This is a genomic window from Jiangella anatolica (assembly GCF_003236295.1).
Lineage (GTDB): Bacteria > Actinomycetota > Actinomycetes > Jiangellales > Jiangellaceae > Jiangella > Jiangella anatolica.
Genome location: NZ_POTW01000007.1, coordinates 1 through 14,820, shown reverse-complemented (window position 1 = coordinate 14,820; position 14,820 = coordinate 1). Strand labels below are relative to the sequence as shown.

At 75.5% G+C, this 14,820-nt stretch carries 18 protein-coding genes; 7 read left to right on the top strand and 11 right to left on the bottom strand.

Going from position 1 to position 14,820, the window contains the following annotated elements; all coding sequences use genetic code 11:
* Positions 1–3 precede the first annotated feature (3 nt).
* From C1I92_RS04165 to C1I92_RS04130, 8 genes are read right to left on the bottom strand one after another with little or no spacing between them, the layout of a single operon-like run.
* The gene (locus C1I92_RS04165) at positions 4–897 is read right to left on the bottom strand and encodes a cytochrome c biogenesis CcdA family protein (protein WP_111253413.1); all 894 of its coding nucleotides are present in this window, start codon (positions 895–897) and stop codon (positions 4–6) included.
* A gap of 2 nt (positions 898–899) precedes the next feature.
* Entirely contained in the window at positions 900–1,490 is a 591-nt protein-coding gene (locus C1I92_RS04160; RefSeq protein WP_111253412.1) for a redoxin domain-containing protein, read from the bottom strand.
* Complete coding sequence (locus tag C1I92_RS04155) at positions 1,490–2,248, bottom strand: S-methyl-5'-thioadenosine phosphorylase (protein WP_111253411.1); 759 nt, start codon at positions 2,246–2,248, stop codon at positions 1,490–1,492. The genes C1I92_RS04160 and C1I92_RS04155 overlap by 1 nt, the downstream gene beginning before the upstream one ends.
* A complete protein-coding gene (locus C1I92_RS04150; protein ID WP_111253410.1) occupies positions 2,245–2,913 on the bottom strand; it encodes a glycosyltransferase family 2 protein in 669 nt (222 codons plus the stop codon). The genes C1I92_RS04155 and C1I92_RS04150 overlap by 4 nt, the downstream gene beginning before the upstream one ends.
* Positions 2,910–3,500: a methyltransferase domain-containing protein gene (locus tag C1I92_RS04145; protein ID WP_199520940.1), complete on the bottom strand. Its 591-nt coding sequence runs from the start codon at positions 3,498–3,500 to the stop codon at positions 2,910–2,912. The genes C1I92_RS04150 and C1I92_RS04145 overlap by 4 nt, the downstream gene beginning before the upstream one ends.
* Positions 3,501–3,502: 2 nt before the next feature.
* Positions 3,503–3,922: a hypothetical protein gene (locus tag C1I92_RS04140; protein ID WP_111253408.1), complete on the bottom strand. Its 420-nt coding sequence runs from the start codon at positions 3,920–3,922 to the stop codon at positions 3,503–3,505.
* Positions 3,919–5,079: a molybdopterin-dependent oxidoreductase gene (locus tag C1I92_RS04135; RefSeq protein WP_199520939.1), complete on the bottom strand. Its 1,161-nt coding sequence runs from the start codon at positions 5,077–5,079 to the stop codon at positions 3,919–3,921. Before C1I92_RS04135 ends, C1I92_RS04140 begins: the two co-directional genes overlap by 4 nt.
* Positions 5,076–5,711 (bottom strand): TIGR04282 family arsenosugar biosynthesis glycosyltransferase, encoded by a 636-nt coding sequence (locus tag C1I92_RS04130; RefSeq protein WP_111253407.1) that lies wholly within the window; start codon positions 5,709–5,711, stop codon positions 5,076–5,078. The genes C1I92_RS04135 and C1I92_RS04130 overlap by 4 nt, the downstream gene beginning before the upstream one ends.
* Positions 5,712–5,827: 116 nt before the next feature.
* On the opposite strand from C1I92_RS04130, the gene C1I92_RS04125 reads away from it, so the two are divergent.
* From C1I92_RS04125 to C1I92_RS04110, 4 genes are read left to right on the top strand one after another with little or no spacing between them, the layout of a single operon-like run.
* Positions 5,828–6,529: a response regulator gene (locus C1I92_RS04125; protein WP_111253406.1), complete on the top strand. Its 702-nt coding sequence runs from the start codon at positions 5,828–5,830 to the stop codon at positions 6,527–6,529.
* Positions 6,526–7,722, top strand: coding sequence for a sensor histidine kinase (locus tag C1I92_RS04120; protein WP_111253405.1), 1,197 nt, complete (start codon positions 6,526–6,528; stop codon positions 7,720–7,722). Before C1I92_RS04125 ends, C1I92_RS04120 begins: the two co-directional genes overlap by 4 nt.
* Positions 7,719–8,963, top strand: coding sequence for a hypothetical protein (locus C1I92_RS04115; protein WP_111253404.1), 1,245 nt, complete (start codon positions 7,719–7,721; stop codon positions 8,961–8,963). Before C1I92_RS04120 ends, C1I92_RS04115 begins: the two co-directional genes overlap by 4 nt.
* 10 nt (positions 8,964–8,973) lie before the next feature.
* The gene (locus tag C1I92_RS04110) at positions 8,974–10,008 is read left to right on the top strand and encodes an NAD-dependent epimerase/dehydratase family protein (protein ID WP_111253403.1); all 1,035 of its coding nucleotides are present in this window, start codon (positions 8,974–8,976) and stop codon (positions 10,006–10,008) included.
* On the opposite strand, the gene C1I92_RS04105 is transcribed toward C1I92_RS04110, so the two are convergent.
* A complete protein-coding gene (locus tag C1I92_RS04105) occupies positions 9,987–10,703 on the bottom strand; it encodes a helix-turn-helix transcriptional regulator (protein WP_111253402.1) in 717 nt (238 codons plus the stop codon). The two genes, C1I92_RS04110 and C1I92_RS04105, sit on opposite strands and share 22 nt — an antisense overlap.
* Positions 10,704–10,797: 94 nt before the next feature.
* Between C1I92_RS04105 and C1I92_RS04100 the strand changes: the two genes are divergently transcribed.
* Positions 10,798–11,217 (top strand): hypothetical protein, encoded by a 420-nt coding sequence (locus C1I92_RS04100; protein ID WP_111253401.1) that lies wholly within the window; start codon positions 10,798–10,800, stop codon positions 11,215–11,217.
* Positions 11,214–11,648 carry a GTP cyclohydrolase I gene (locus C1I92_RS04095; RefSeq protein WP_199520937.1) on the top strand — a complete coding sequence of 145 codons (435 nt, stop codon included), beginning with the start codon at positions 11,214–11,216 and terminating at the stop codon, positions 11,646–11,648. Before C1I92_RS04100 ends, C1I92_RS04095 begins: the two co-directional genes overlap by 4 nt.
* Here C1I92_RS04095 and C1I92_RS04090 read toward each other — a convergent pair.
* Together C1I92_RS04090 and C1I92_RS04085 are read right to left on the bottom strand one after the other, a co-directional pair.
* The gene (locus C1I92_RS04090) at positions 11,615–12,841 is read right to left on the bottom strand and encodes an RNA polymerase sigma factor (RefSeq protein ID WP_111253399.1); all 1,227 of its coding nucleotides are present in this window, start codon (positions 12,839–12,841) and stop codon (positions 11,615–11,617) included. The genes C1I92_RS04095 and C1I92_RS04090 overlap by 34 nt on opposite strands.
* Position 12,842: 1 nt before the next feature.
* Positions 12,843–13,715 carry an alpha/beta fold hydrolase gene (locus tag C1I92_RS04085; RefSeq protein WP_111253398.1) on the bottom strand — a complete coding sequence of 291 codons (873 nt, stop codon included), beginning with the start codon at positions 13,713–13,715 and terminating at the stop codon, positions 12,843–12,845.
* A 129-nt stretch (positions 13,716–13,844) separates the two neighbouring features.
* Here C1I92_RS04085 and C1I92_RS04080 point away from each other — a divergent pair.
* On the top strand, positions 13,845–14,820 hold a 976-nt coding region (locus tag C1I92_RS04080), incomplete at its 3' end, for a transposase (RefSeq protein ID WP_199520936.1).

The following is a 14,820-nucleotide window of genomic DNA, read 5'->3' as shown; positions in this document are numbered from 1 at the left end:
TCGTCAGGGGGCTCCGGCCTCATCCTCCGGGAGATCGGCCGGCCGCGGCCTCACCCGAGCCGGGTGACGCCGCACCAGGACCATGAGCACGGCGGCGCCGGCGACGACGGCGGCAGCGGCGGCCAGCCACCGCGGCCCGAGGTCGGTGACCAGGCCGGCCAGGAAGCCCTGGATCTCCAGCGCGGCGTCGATGACGGGGTCGGCGGGGTCGCCGCCGGCTCGGACGCGCAGCTCGTAGCCGCCGTAGTAGGCGACGTAGCCGCCGGCGAGGATCAGCAGCGCCCCGCTCACGCGCGACACGTACGGCAGCAGCCGGCGGGCCCGCCGCACGACGGTGTCGCTGCCCAGCGCGACCGCGACCGCGAGCAGACCGGCCACCAGCCCCATCCCGACGCCGTACGCGACGAAGGCGGCCAGGCCGGCGGCGATGCCCGACGACCGGAACGTGGCGGTGGCCATCGCGAGGAACGGCGCGACGGTGCACGACAGGCTCGCCACCGCGTAGGCGACGCCGTACCCGGCCATCGACCACGCCGACGACGCCGGCGCCGCGCCGGACAGCCGCGGCGTCCGGACGACCAGCTCCCGGCCCGTGACCAGCCAGCCGCCGAGCCCGATCAGCGCCACGCCGATCACGATGGTCGCCCAGGGCAGGAACCGCTCCACCGACACCGCCGCCGGCACGACGACCAGCCCGAACGCGCCGAACACGGCCACGAATCCGGCCGTCATCGCCGCGGTCGTGACGCCGGCCCGGCGCAGGGCCGGGCCGGTGCCCGGCGGCCCGCCCTGGGCCACGAGCAGGGTGAGGTAGGTCGGCAGCAGGGCGAAGCCACAGGGGTTCAGCGCCGCGACCGACCCGAGCAGCAGGGCGAACTCGATCGGAACGTCACCCATGGTCAGCCCGCGGCCAGCCGCTCGACCGCGGCCACGATCTCGTCCTCCTCCAGCGGACCGCGGACCACCTCGACGGTCCCGTCGGCCGAGACGAGGCCGAAGTCGTACTGCTGTGTCACCTCGAACCGGCTGTAGACGGCGCCGTCGCGGTCGTCGATGTGCGGGATGGCCTCGACGCCCCCGTCGGCGATGAAGCCCTCCATGGCGGCGAGGTCGCCGGACAGCCCGGCCACGCCGACGAACGCGACCTCGCCCTCGTACTGCGCCGCGAGCTCCGCGATGAGCGGCGCCTCGCGCTGGCACACCGGACACCAGGGCGCCCAGAACCACAGGACGGCGGGCCGGCCGGCCAGGCTCGCGCCCTCGAACGTCCCGCCGCCGACGGTCGCGGCGGTGAAGTCCAGCTCCTCCGGCACGACGGCCGGCGGGGTCGGCGTCGGTGTCGGCGTCACGGCCGGCGCGGACGGGGACGGCGTCGGCGACGGTGTGGCCGACGCCGGCGACGACGGCGCCGCTTCCGGCTCGTCGTCCTCCGCCGCACCGCACCCGGCCAGCAGGACGATGACGGCGAGCAGGCCGGCGCGGACGCCCATCACCGCACCGCCAGGTCGGCGACCGCGGCGAACAGCAGAGCACGCACGCGGTCCACGTTGGAACGGAACACCTCGAAGACCTCCTCCTGGCTGACCGGCGCCACGTCCGGGTCGCCGTCCACTCCGGTGTCGTAGTCGGTGACCAGCGCGATGCCACCGAAGTCCAGCCCGGCCTCGCGGGCCAGCGCCGCCTCCGGGTACTGCGTCATGTTGACGACGTGCCAGCCGGCCTGACGATGCCAGGCCGACTCCGCGCGGGTCGAGAACCGCGGCCCGTTGATCACCACGACGGTGCCGCCGTCGTGCACCGTCGCCCCGGTTCGCCGGCCGGCGTCCAGCAGCGCGCGCCGGACCCGCGGCGTGTACGGGTCGGCGAGCGACACGTGCCGCGGGCCGTCGTCGAAGCGGTCGTGGAACGTGTCCGCGCGGCCCCAGGTGCGGTCGACGAGCTGGTCGACGACCACGAGGTCGCCGGGGCGGATCTCCGGGCGCAGCGAGCCGGCCGCGAACGGCGCCACCAGCGTGTGCACACCCAGCCGGCGCATCGCCTCGACGTTGGCGCGGTAGTTGACCCGGTGCGGCGGCAGCTCGTGGCCGAGACCGTGCCGGGGCAGGAACGCCACGCCGACGCCGCCGACCTCGGCCACCGTCACCGGCGCCGACGGCGGACCCCACTCGGTCTCCAGCGTCACCGGCTCGGCGTCGTCCAGGAACGTGTAGAACCCGGAGCCACCGAAGATCCCGATCTCTGGTGTCATGTCTCCTCCGCCCGGATCAGCCGGCGCGTCTCCGCGAGCCGCTGCCGCATGTCCAGCATCGCGCGGACGGTCCCGCCGACAGTGCCGGTGACCTTGCTCTTCCCGGTGCGCGGATGGTACGGCACCGCCCGCTCGGTGACCCGCCAGCCGTCCTGCGCGGCCCGCAGCACCATCTCCAGCGGCCAGCCCGAGCGCCGGTCGGCCAGCCCCAGCCCGAGCAGCGCGGTGCGCCGGGCCGCGCGCATCGGCCCGATGTCGCTCACGCGGACGCCGGTGTAGGCGGCGACCCGCCGGGCCAGGTACCGGTTGGCCAGCCGGGCGTGCGGCGCCATCGCGGCGCCGGGCCGGGCGCCGAGCACGAGGTCGGCCTCGCCGCCGACGACCGGGCCGGCCACCAGCGGCAGGTCGGCCGGGTCGAGGCTGGCGTCGCAGTCCATGAAGCAGACGACGTCCGCGGTCGCCGCCGTCAGCCCGGCGAAGCAGGCCGCGCCGAACCCGCGCCGCGGCTCGGCCACGACGGTGGCGCCACCCGCCGCGGCCACGGCCGCCGAGCCGTCGCCGGACCCGTTGTCGACGACGATCGGCCGGTAGCCGGACGGCATCCGGGCGAGCACCCACGGGATCGCCGCCGCCTCATCCAGCACCGGGAGAACGACGTCGATCATGCGCTCACCCGGCCCAGCCGGACGAACCAGCGGCCCGCGGCGACGTGCCAGCCGGACGGCCGCAGCCCGGCCGCGGCGGCGACGCGGGCGAGGTCGTCGGCGGCCAGCCGGGCCCACGGGAACCAGCCGCTGACCTCGCCGTCGCGCTCGAGCCGGGCCTCGCCGGCCCACGACCCCGCGCCGGGCGGAGCGGTCTCGACGACGGCCCGCCCGTCGCCGGACAGCAGCCGCGCGACCCGGCGCAGCAGCTGCACCGGCGCGCCGCCGATGCCGACGTTGCCGTCCAGCAGCAGCACGCTGCGCCAGCGGCCCTCGCCCGGCAGCGGGTCGAACACGGAGTGCCGCAGCGCGGTCGCGCCGCGCGCCCGGGCCTGGTCGACGGCCTGGCCGGACGCGTCGACGCCGAGCGCCGGCACTCCCCGCTCGGCGAGCGCGACGACCAGCCGGCCCGGCCCGCAGCCCAGGTCCAGCACCGGCCCGCGCAGCGACGCCAGCAGCGTCCGCTCCACCGGCGTCGCTGCCGCCGTCCACTCGGCGACCGCGAGCGGCTGCGTCCACCCGTCCCGGGCCCGCATCAGCACCGTCACCTTCATCCTCTCCGCACCCGTACGACGATCGCCACGCCGACGACGAGCCAGGTCAGCGCCAGGATGACGACGAGGTTGCGGCCGTAGTCCAGCGGCAGCGCGCTGGGCACCGACGGCGAGCGTCCCCAGCCGCGCACGACCGGCCAGAACAGCACCGTCAGCAACGCGCTCAGGGCGAGCCCGAGCCGCACCGGCAGCCGCGCGGCGCCGGGCAGCCACCGGGTCGCCAGCGCGACGGCGACGACGGCCGGCGCCAGCAGCGCGTCGTGCAGTGCCCCGGCGCCGGCCAGCCACGCGGCGAGGTCCGCGGGCCGCGTGTCGGCGCGATCGGCCCACGCTCCGGCCAGGCCATAGCCGACGATGCCGGCGCCGGCGACCAGGCAGGTCCAGAAGAACGGTCCCGACGGCGTCCGCTCCGTCATGCGCGCATCACCACCAGCTCGCGGACCCACTTCGTCTGCAGCACACCGGCCCGGTTCGGCCCGATGAGCCGGCAGGGGTAGCCGTGGTCCAGGTTCAGCGGCTCGCCGTTCACGGCGACCGCGAGCATGGTGTCGGCGTCGCGGACCTGCAGGCGGTTCAGCTCCGACGCGCGGTAGCGGCCGCCGGCCTGCAGCGACTCGACCCGCACGGCGACGTCGTCGTCCGGTCCGACGCCGGCGTCGGCCAGCAGGTCGGCCACCGGCACGCCGCGCCAGCGCGCCGTCGCGCTCCAGCCCTCGACGCAGGCGATCGGCAGCTCCGCCTCGCGGCGAGCCCGCCGGTCCAGGTCGGCCACGGTGAGCTCGACCGGGCGGGCCACGGCGCCGGTGATCCGCAGCCGGTAGCCCGGGTCTGACGCGGCGTCGACGACACCGGCCTGCACGGCGCTGCGGTTCACCGGCAGGCCCTGGGCGCCGATGTCGGGCCGGCGCTGCGCGAACAGCGTCAGCGGCCGCAACGGCGTCAGCGTCTGCCCCGCGGTGGTCACGGTGACGACGCCCATCGCGACGGCCACCGCGCCCAGGAAGCCGCGCCGGCCGAGCGTGCCCGGCGCGGCCGCCGCGACCGGGTGCCCGGGCCGCCGCAGCGCCGCCCGCACGACCGCGCCCTTCGCTCCGATATGGGCGACCAGCGCGCCGACGGTGATCCACGCGACCCAGTAGTGCGCGGCCGGGAAGTAGAACCCCCACGGATACCAGCGCGACACGTTCGCCACCCCGGAGAACAGCTGGAACACCGCGCCGCACACGAGCGGGACCAGCAGCAGCCGCTCGGCGGCGTGCGCGACGCCGCTCACCGGCGGCCAGCGGAACAGCCGCGGGTAGACCGACCACAGCTTGGCCAGCAGCAGCGGCACGGTGGCGTACCCGGTCGCGACGTGCAGGCCCTGCGTGACCCGGTACAGCGACGCCGGCCGCGGCGGGATCGGCAGACACGCGACCGGATGCTGCTGCAGGTGCGAGTAGAGCCCGGTCAGGAAGCAGGTCAGGACGCACACGCCGAGCGCGATGCCCAGGATCGCAGCGGTCCGGGCGTCGTGCACGGGCCGCCGCAACGCGTCGTCGCGGGCCGCCTCCAGTGCGGGCGGCGGTCTCACCGGGCCACCGTCAGCAGCGGCCGCAGGACGGCGGCGGTCCGGGTGGACGGCGCCGCGGCGGCCACGGCGGCCGCGTCGTCGGCGGTGTCGATGTCGCGCAGCACCGGCAGCGGCGTCACCGTCAGGCCCAGCGCCGTCAGCCGGTCGCGCTGCCGCGCCGCCGTCTGCGCCGTGCTCATCGGCACGCCGTCGAACACGCCGCGCCGCCACCGGCGCAGGCCCAGCGCCCACCAACCGCCGTCCGCGGCCGGGCCGAGCGCCGCGGTTCGCGCGTCGCCGCCCGTCACCAGGCTGAGCGCGTGGTCGAGCAGCGTCGGCGTCAGCTGCGGGGTATCCATGCCGATCTGCACACACGGCCCGTCGACGTGGCTCCACGCGGCGGCGAGCCGGTCCCCCAGCGACCCGTGCGCCTGCGGGACCACATCGAAGCCGGCCGGGAGCCACGGACCGGGCCGGCCGTCGAGGGCGAGGATGCGCCGGCCGGCGCCGCAGCGGGCGACCGCGTCGAGCGTGTCGGCGAGGGCCGCCGCGGCGACCCGCGCGGCCTCGGCCGGGGTCAGCGGCGGGCAGAGCCGGGTCTTGACACGGCCGGGGACCGGCTCCTTCGCGACCACGAGCACCTGGGTCCTCATCACCCTGCTGACCGTAGGTTCCATCGGCCGTCATGATTCTTACGAAGCGCGAAACTCTGCCGCCGTACCAGTCCGACCTGGGGCGAAGCGGTCGGCAACGGTGGCATGGTGGTGCCATGGATCCCGGACCGGCCCAGCGCGTGCTGGTGGTCGACGACGACCCGGCGCTGTCCGAGGTGGTCGGGCGGTACCTGCGCCGCGACGGCTTCGTCGTCGACTACGCGGCCGACGGCACCGCCGGGCTGGCGAAGGCGCTGGACACCCTGCCCGACCTCATCGTGCTGGACCTCATGCTCCCCGGCCTCGACGGCCTGGAGGTCTGCCGGCGGCTGCGCCGGGTCGCGCCGATCCCCGTCGTCATGCTGACGGCGCTCGGCGAGGAGAACGACCGCATCGCGGGACTGGAGATCGGCGCCGACGACTACGTCACCAAGCCGTTCTCGCCCCGCGAGCTGTCCGCCCGGGTCAAGGCCGTGCTGCGGCGGGCCGCGGCCGGCTCGGTCACCCCGTCCACGACCGCCCGCCGGCTCACCGGCGCCGGCTGCGAGGTCGACCTGGTCGCGCACCAGGTGCGCCGCGACGGCCGGCTGGTGGCGCTCACGACGAAGGAGTTCGATCTGCTCGTGCACTTCATGACGAACCCCGGACGGGCCTACCGTCGCGAGGAACTGCTGGAGGCCGTGTGGGGCTGGCGCTTCGGCGACACCTCCACGGTGACGGTGCACCTGCGGCGGCTGCGGGAGAAGATCGAGCCCGACCCGTCGGCGCCGCGGCACCTGGTCACCGTCCGCGGCGTCGGCTATCGGTTCGAGCCATGACCCGGCAGCTCGCCACCGCCGGCGTGCTGGCGACCGGCCTCGTCGCGGCCGGTGTCATCGCCGTCTCCGCCGGCATCCCGGCCCGCGACACCGCGATCCTGGTCGCGGTGACGGCGCTGGCCTCCGGCGTGGCCTTCGTCGCCGGCGCCACGGTGCTGCGCCGCTTCCGCGGCCGGCCGGTGCGCGCCCAGGTGCTGGTCGTCGCGGTGTCGTCGCTGCTGACGACGGTGGCCGGCGTGGTCGCGGCGGCGCTGGCGATGTTCATCTCGACGCACGACCTGGTGGCGCTGTTCATCGTCGTCGCGATCGCCACGGCGATGGCCGTCGGCGCGGCGCTGCAGCTCGGCGACGACATCGGCGCCGGGACGCGGCAGGTCGGGCACCTGGCCCGCACGATGGTCGACGGCGGCGACGGCCCGGCGGCGGTCACCGGACCCGGTGAGCTCGCGGCGCTCGCGGCCGAGCTGGCCGACGTCTCCGCCCGGCTGGACGAGTCCCGCCGCCGCGAGCGGGCGCTGGAGGCGTCGCGGCGCGAGCTGATCGCGTGGGTCTCGCACGACCTGCGCAGCCCGCTGGCGACCATCCGCGCGATGGCCGAGGCGCTCGACGACGAGGTGGCCGACGACGCCGCCACCGTCCAGCGCTACCACCGGCAGATCCGCGGCGACGCCGAACGGCTCACCGTGCTGGTGGACGACCTGTTCGAGCTGTCGCGGATCAACAGCGGCTCGGTGCGGCTCGGGCCGGAGCTGGTGTCGATCGGCGACGCCGTCGCGGAGTCGCTGGCCGGCGCCGCCTCGCAGGCCTCGGTCAAGGGCGTGGTCCTCGTGGAGGAGCTCGACGACCTGCCCGCGACAGAGGTGTCGGCGCGCGAGTTCTCCCGCGCGCTGAACAACCTGCTCGACAACGCCATCCGGCACACGCCGGCCGGCGGCCGGGTGGTCGTCCGGTCCGGCCGCGACTCCGATGGCGCGGTGCTGCAGGTCATCGACGAGTGCGGCGGCATACCGGAACCGGACCTGGACCGCGTGTTCGACGTCGCCTTCCGCGGCGACACCGCACGCGGCCGCGACGCCGCCGGCGGCGGGCTGGGCCTGGCCATCGCCCGCGGCCTGGTCGAGGCGCACGCCGGCTCGGTCGAGGTGGCCAACCACGAGCGCGGGTGCCGGTTCACCGTCCGGCTGCCCGGGTGAGGATCCCGGCCGTCCCGGTCGCGCTCGGCGGCTGGTCGCTGCTGCTCGTCGCCGCGTGGGTCTGGGGGCGGACGCTCCCGGCCGGCGACCTGCACCTGGGCGCGATGCCGCTGTACGGACGGTGGGACCTCGTCCCGGTCTGGCGGGTGGGTGGGGCGGTGGCCGTCGGCGCGGCGGCCGCGCTGGCCCTGCCGGTGCTCGCGGCGCGGTGGCCGTGGCGGCGGGTGCTCGGGCTGGTGGCGGTGACGGCCGTGGCGTGGAGCCTGGCGCTGGCCGTCGCCGACGGGTCACACGGGTTCGCCGACATCGGGCAGGCCTACGGTCGCCACATCGGGCTGGTCGACGAACGCGGCGGGCCGGCGGCGTTCCTGCGCACGTACGTCGAGCACCAGGACGCCGTCCCCGTCCATCTGCAGGCGCACCCGCCGGGGCTCGTGCTGACGCTGTGGGCGTCGTCGCGGATCGGGCTGTCCGGGCCGGGCTGGGAGACGGCGCTGGCGATGGCCGGTGTCGCGGCGGCCGCCGTGGCGGTCCTGGCGATCGCCCGCGACGTCGTGTCCGAGCGGTTCGCGCGCGCCGCGGCGCCGTTCGTCGTGCTGGCGCCCGCCGCGGTCTGGCACACGAACGCCGACGTGATCTTCGGCGGGCTGGCGCTCACCGGCGTCGCGCTCGTCGTCCTGGCCGCGGATCGGCGCTGGGCGATGGCCGCCGCGGGCGGTGCCGTGTTCGGGATGTCGCTGCTGTTCAGCTACGGTCTCGCCCTGCTGGCGGTGCCTCTCGCCGCCGTCGCGGTGTGGCGGCGGCGGTGGGCCACGCTCGCCGTCGCGGCCGGTGCCGGCGCCGTCGTCGTCGCGCTGCCGCTGCTTTTGGGCTTCTGGTGGCTCGACGGCCTGGCGGCGACCCGGGTCCAGTACTACGCGGGCGTCGGCGCCGAGCGGCCGTACGCGTACTTCCTGCTGGCCAACCTGGCGGTGTTCGCGCTGGCCACGGGGCCCGCGACCGCCGCCGGCCTGGCCCGCCTGCGCGACCGGCGGGCCTGGCTGGTCGTCGGCGCCGGGCTGGCCGCCGTGATCGTCGCGGACCTGTCCGGGCTGTCGAAGGCGGAGACCGAACGGATCTGGCAGCCGTTCCTGCCGCTCGTCCTGCTGGCCGGCGCCGCGCTGGCGCCGTCGCGGCGGTGGCTCGCGGTGCAGGCCGGCGTCGCCGTCGTCCTGCAGGCCCTGTTGCGCTCGCCCTGGTGAGGAGGCTCTCGTGAAGGTGCTGGTGACCGGCGGCGCCGGGTTCATCGGCGGGCACGTCGCCGAGCAGCTCGTGGCGGCCGGCGCGGACGTCGTCGTGCTGGACTCGCTGGTCGCGCACGACTCGCCACCGCCACTACCGTCCGGTGTCGACCTGCGGGTCGCCGACCTGCGCGACGCCGACGCCGTCGCGCACGCCGTGAGCGACGTCGACGCAGTCTGTCACCAGGCGGCCCGGGTCGGCCTGGGCGTCGACCTCGGCGACGTCGCGGACTACGTGTCCGACAACGACCTCGGCACCGCCGTGCTGCTGCGCGCGCTCTGGCGGCGCCGGTTCGCCGGGCGCCTCGTGGTCGCGTCGTCGATGGTGGTCTACGGCGAGGGCCGGTACCGGTGTGACGTGCACGGCCCGGTCGCGCCCGGTCCGCGCGCCGTCGCCGACCTCGACGCGGGCCGGTTCGAGCCGCCCTGCCCGCGCTGCGGCGCGGCGCTGGCCTGGGACCGCGTCGACGAGGATACGCCGCCGGATCCGCGCAACGTCTACGCCGCGACGAAGCTGCACACCGAGCAGCTGGCGTTCGTCTACGGCCGCGAGACCGGCGCCGCCGTGTGCGCGCTGCGCTACCACAACGTGTACGGGCCGCGGATGCCGCGCGACACTCCGTACGCCGGCGTGGCCAGCATCTTCCGCAGCGCCGTGGCCCGCGGCGACGCGCCCCGCGTCTTCGAGGACGGCGGCCAGCTCCGCGACTTCGTCCACGTCGCCGACGTCGCCGCCGCGAACGTCCTGGCCTTGGGGTCGGCCTGGAGCGGTGCGCTGAACGTCGCCAGCGGCGAGCCGCACACCGTCCTCGACCTGGCCACCGCCCTGTGCGCGGCGTTCGGCCCCGGCGCGCCCCGTCCCGTCGTCACCGGCGACTACCGCCTCGGCGACGTCCGCCACGTCGTCGCCTCGCCCGCCCGCGCCGCCGAGGTCCTCGGCTTCCGCGCCCGGGTTCCCTTCTCAGCCGGCGTCGCCGAGTTCGCTCACGCGCCACTGCGCGGCTGACCGCTCGCCGTCAGCACGACGCAGCAGCGGCCCTCGGCGGGGTCGAGCTGGGCGTGGAGGGTGCCGGGGGCGAGCGCCTCGGACAGCGCGCCGAGCAGCGCGTGGTTCATGCCGCAGACCAGCGCGGTGTGGGTGCGGGCCAGCCGGTGGAACGGGCAGTTGGCCAGCACGACGGTGTGGTCCTGGCGGCGCGGCTCGTACCCGTGCCGCGCCAGTGTCTCGGCCGCGGCGTCCAGCGCGCTGTCCGGGCCGGCCGGGTCGGCCGCGGGCGCCGGCACGGACGCGGCCAGCCGGCGGCCGTGCTCGCGGGCGGCCTGCGCCAGCTCGGCGTCGACGGGGGCGCCGGTGGACGTCGAGCGGCTGATCGCCTGCGCCATCAGCTCGGCGGCCAGCTCGTAGCGCCGGTCCGGCAGCGACACCGCGAGCTGCGTCTCCGCGCGCCGGTAGAGCTTGGCCGGCCGCCCGGCGCCGGGGCCGGTGCGCCCGGTCAGCCGGGCGTACTCGGCCCGCAGCAGCCCCGCCTCCTCGAGCCGGTCCAGGTGGAACTTGACCTGGTGGTGCGGCAGATCGAGCGCGGCCGCGGCCTGGTCGCGGCCGACGGGGCCGGGCTGGGCGCAGACGTACCGGTAGAGCTCGCGCCGGGTCTCGTCGACGAGCGCGCCGATGCCGGCGAGGCTGTCCTCGAACTCGGTCACGGACGATCCTTCGGTCGTATCGGACGGACATCTTGACGATAGACCCTCGGGCTTCTAACGTGAAGAAATCCATCCGTTAGAAGGAGAGCCGACGATGTCTCAGACCAGCGGTACCGCACCCGCCCGGACGTGGAGCACGCCCGCGGGCCGCGCCTTCCTCCTGCTGCGCACGGTCTTCACCGTCGCACCGATCCTGTTCGGCCTGGACAAGTTCACGAACTGGCTGGTCGACTGGCCGATCTACCTCGCGCCCTGGATCAACGACATCGTCCCGGGCAGCGCGGACGACGCAATGATGATCGTCGGGGTGATCGAGATCGCCGCGGGCCTGCTCGTCGCGCTGGCGCCGCGCATCGGCGCGTATGTCGTCGCTCTGTGGCTGGCCGGCATCATCGTGAACCTGCTGACCATCCCGGACTACTACGACATCGCGCTGCGCGACTTCGGCCTGCTCGTCGGCGCGCTCGCGCTGGCCCAGCTGGCCGGGGCGCGGGGCCGCCGGGACGTCAGTTGACGACGGACCCGCTCGCGTTCGAGCTGACGACGTTCCACAACGACGCCGGCTACGACGAGCTTGTCCTGGTCCACCACATCACGTTCCGCTCGCCGATGTTCAGCGGCGTCGCCCACGTCGGCTACCTGCCCGGCGAGCGGATCGTCGGCCTGTCGAAGTTCGCCCGGGTCGTCGAGCACTACGCCGGCCCGGCCCGGCTGCAGGAGCGGCTCACCCGACAGATCGCGGACCTGCTGGAGCTGCGGTTGCTGCCGCGCGGCGTCGGCGTGGTGGTCGACGCCGCGCACCCGGGCCCGGGCGGGCGGCCCGGCATCAGGACGCGGACGACGGCGATGACCGGCTCTCTGCGCACCGACCCGGCCGTCCGCGCCGAGTTCTTCGCCGCCGTCGACGGACGCTACGCCAGCTCGTCGCGGCGGCGGGCCAGATAGGCGGTCTCGGCCGTGTTGCCGGCCAGCTCGATGGCCCGGTCGTAGGCCGCCCGTGCCTCCGACCGGCGATCCAGCCGGCGCAGCAGGTCGGCGCGCGCGGCGTGGTAGGCGTGGTAACCGGCCAGCGCCTCGCCGAGCCGGTCGACGGCGGCCAGGCCGACGTCCGCGCCGTCCAGCTCGGCCAGCGCGATCGCCCGGTTGAGCGCGACGATGGGCGACGGGTCGAGGCGGGCCAGCTGGTCGTAGAGCGCGACGATCTGCGACCAGTCGGTGTCGCGGAACTCGCGGGCCGACGTGTGCACGGCGTTGATCGCGGCCAGCACCTGGTACCGTCCCGGCGCCTCCCCGCTGGCCAGCCGCTCGCGCACCAGCCGGTGCCCCTCGGCGACCAGCTCCGCGTCCCAGCCGGCGCGGTCCTGCTCGTCCAGCCGGACCAGCTCGCCGTTCGCCGCGACGCGGGCCGGCCGGCGGGCCTCGGTCAGCAGCATCAGCGCCAGCAGCCCGGCCACCTCGCCGTCGGCGGGCAGCAGCGTCCGGACCAGCCGGGTGAGCCGGATCGCCTCGCCCGTCAGGCCGGGACGGACCGGGTCGGCGTCCGGGCCGGTGGCCAGGTAGCCCTCGTTGAAGACGAGGTACAGCACGGCCAGCACGCCGGACACCCGCTCCGGCAGGTCCGCGGCCGACGGCACCCGGTACGGGATGCGCGCCGCGGCGATCTTGGCCTTCGCCCGGGAGATCCGCTGACCCACCGCCGTGTCCTTCTCCAGGAACGCGCGGGCGATCTCCGGCACCGTCAGGCCGCCGACCAGGCGCAGCGTCAGCGCCACGCGGGCCGGCATCGCCAGCGCCGGATGGCAGCAGGTGAAGACCAGCCGCAGCCGGTCGTCGTCGATGACGCCGAGCGGCTCGGCCGGCCCGTCGTCGTGCACCAGCAGCGCCTCCTGGTGCTTGTCCTCGCGCTTGCTCTCGCGCCGGATCCGGTCGATCGCCCGGCGGGTCGCGGTCGTGGTCAGCCAGCCGCCGGGATTCGCCGGCACCCCGTCGGCCGGCCAGCGCTCGACGGCGATCGCGAACGCCTCGGCCGCCGCCTCCTCGGCCACGTCCAGATCGCCGAACCGCCGGGCCAGCGCCGCCACCACCCGGGCCCACTCCTCGCGGTACGCGCGGCTGACCGCGTCGCCGTCGTCGCTCATGTCAGGGCAGCCCCGCGAGCCAGCCGGTCAGCAGCGCGTTGACCTCGTCGGCGCGTTCCTGCTGGATCCAGTGACCGGCTCCCTCGAGCAGGTGCGAGCCGCGCAGCCCGGGCAACGTGTTGGGGAACGCGTCGATCGCGGCGGCCAGCCCCGCCACGCTGGGATCGAGCGCGCCGCCGATGAACAGGGACGGCTGGGCGATCGGCGTTGCGGCGTGAGCGGCGAGATCGGCCCAGTCGACGTCGATGTTGCGGTAGCGGTTCAGCGCGCCGGTCAGCCCGGTCCGCTCGAACTCCGCGGCGTAGACGTCGAGGTCGGCCTCGCTGAGCCAGCCGGGCAGGCCGCCGGCGAACCGCTCGCGCATCGCGTGGCCGGCCGGCACAATCAACGGCGAGGGCCGGTCCGGGCCGCCCATCGTGTCGGCGGACAGCGATGCGTAGAAGCCGAGCAGCCAGCCGCGGACGTCCGGCTCGATCTCGGCCTCGGCCCGGCCCGGCTGCTGGAAGTAGGTGACGTAGAACTCGTGGCCGGGTGGGGTCATCCGCGCGTACATGTCGGTGGGCCGCGGGCCTGCGCCGGTCGGCGCGTACGGGATGCTGAGCAGTGCGACCGCGCGGAACACGTCCGGCCGCACCAGCGCGGAGTTGGCCGCGATCACCGCGCCCCAGTCGTGCCCGGCGATCACCGCCGGCGCCCCGCCGAGCGCCTCGACCACCGCGACGCTGTCCTCGACGAGCTCGCCGATCCGGTACGCGGCCACCTCCGCCGGCCGCGACGAGCGCCCATACCCCAGCACGTCGATCGCCACCGCCCGGTAGCCCGCGGCGGCCAGCACGGGCAACTGGTGTCGCCACGAGGCCGGCGTCGTCGTCATGGCACCCAACGCTACGTCGTCCAGGCCCGGCCCATGATCATCAAACAAACGGGGTGTCCTGGAGCCTGTTGCGTTTTGGCTCGGTGTGGCGTCTGGCCTGGTTGATCGTGGTTTGAGAGGGTGGCGGTCGTGGCGAAGGAGTACCGGTCGGTGGATCGTGACCAGGCGTTTTTGTTGCCGCCGTCGATGACGGACTGGCTCCCGGGTGATCATCTGGTGTGGTTCGTGATCGCCGCGGTTCAGCGGTTGGACACGGCCGCGTTCCACGCGAGGGCCAGGCTCGGGTCGGTGGGTCGTCGCGGTTTCGACCCGGACATGCTGCTCACGTTGTTCGTGTATGCGATGGCGCACGGGGTGTCCTCGTCGCGGCAGATCGAACGGCTGTGTGGCACGGATGTGGCGTTCCGGATCGTCTGCGCCGGCGATACGCCTGATCACACGGTGCTGGCCCGGTTCCGCCGTGACCACGAGGCCGCGTTGGAAGAGCTGTTGACCGCGTCGTTGCTGCTGGCCGCGGAACTGGGGATGGTCCGGCTCGGCGCGGTGGCCTTCGACGGCACCAAGATCGCCGCGAACGCCAGCAAGGACGCGAACCGGTCCGAGAAGCATCTGCGCAAGCTTGCCCAGCAGTACCTGGGCACGGCGGCGGCGACCGACGACGCCGAGGACGCCCTGTTCGGTGAGGACTCCCGCGGGGACGAGTTGCCCGAGGATCTGACCGACCGGACCCGCCGCGCCCAGCGGATCACCGAAGCGTTGGAGGAGATCGAACGGCGCAAGAACGCCGAACGCGAGCAGAACGAGGCCGAGCGGTCCGCGGCAGCGGAGTATGTCACCCAGGCCGGTGACCCGGCCGGGAAGGCCCGGGCGGGCAAGGCGCCCAGGGCCGCTGACCCGTTGGCGGTGGCGCGGGCCCGGTGGGAGCGTGAACACGCCCGCGCCGCCGCCCGCTTCGAGGCCTACCAGGTCAAGGTCGCTGCCGCGGCCGGGCGGGGGCACCGGCTGCCCGGCACCCCGGCCGCGGCACCGCACGAGCACCCCCGGGTCGCCCAACTGCGTCAGGCCTACCAGGATGCTCTGGCCACCGCCGAGCATCCTCCCACCT

Coding starts and splice junctions, on each gene's coding strand:
- C1I92_RS04150 (WP_111253410.1), bottom strand. CDS start 2,913: ATGATCGACGTCGTTCTCCCGGTGCTGGATGAGGCGGCGGCGATCCCG.
- C1I92_RS04130 (WP_111253407.1), bottom strand. CDS start 5,711: ATGAGGACCCAGGTGCTCGTGGTCGCGAAGGAGCCGGTCCCCGGCCGT.
- C1I92_RS04100 (WP_111253401.1), top strand. CDS start 10,798: ATGTCTCAGACCAGCGGTACCGCACCCGCCCGGACGTGGAGCACGCCC.
- C1I92_RS04085 (WP_111253398.1), bottom strand. CDS start 13,715: ATGACGACGACGCCGGCCTCGTGGCGACACCAGTTGCCCGTGCTGGCC.
- C1I92_RS04120 (WP_111253405.1), top strand. CDS start 6,526: ATGACCCGGCAGCTCGCCACCGCCGGCGTGCTGGCGACCGGCCTCGTC.
- C1I92_RS04165 (WP_111253413.1), bottom strand. CDS start 897: ATGGGTGACGTTCCGATCGAGTTCGCCCTGCTGCTCGGGTCGGTCGCG.
- C1I92_RS04160 (WP_111253412.1), bottom strand. CDS start 1,490: ATGGGCGTCCGCGCCGGCCTGCTCGCCGTCATCGTCCTGCTGGCCGGG.
- C1I92_RS04090 (WP_111253399.1), bottom strand. CDS start 12,841: ATGAGCGACGACGGCGACGCGGTCAGCCGCGCGTACCGCGAGGAGTGG.
- C1I92_RS04140 (WP_111253408.1), bottom strand. CDS start 3,922: ATGACGGAGCGGACGCCGTCGGGACCGTTCTTCTGGACCTGCCTGGTC.
- C1I92_RS04155 (WP_111253411.1), bottom strand. CDS start 2,248: ATGACACCAGAGATCGGGATCTTCGGTGGCTCCGGGTTCTACACGTTC.
- C1I92_RS04125 (WP_111253406.1), top strand. CDS start 5,828: ATGGATCCCGGACCGGCCCAGCGCGTGCTGGTGGTCGACGACGACCCG.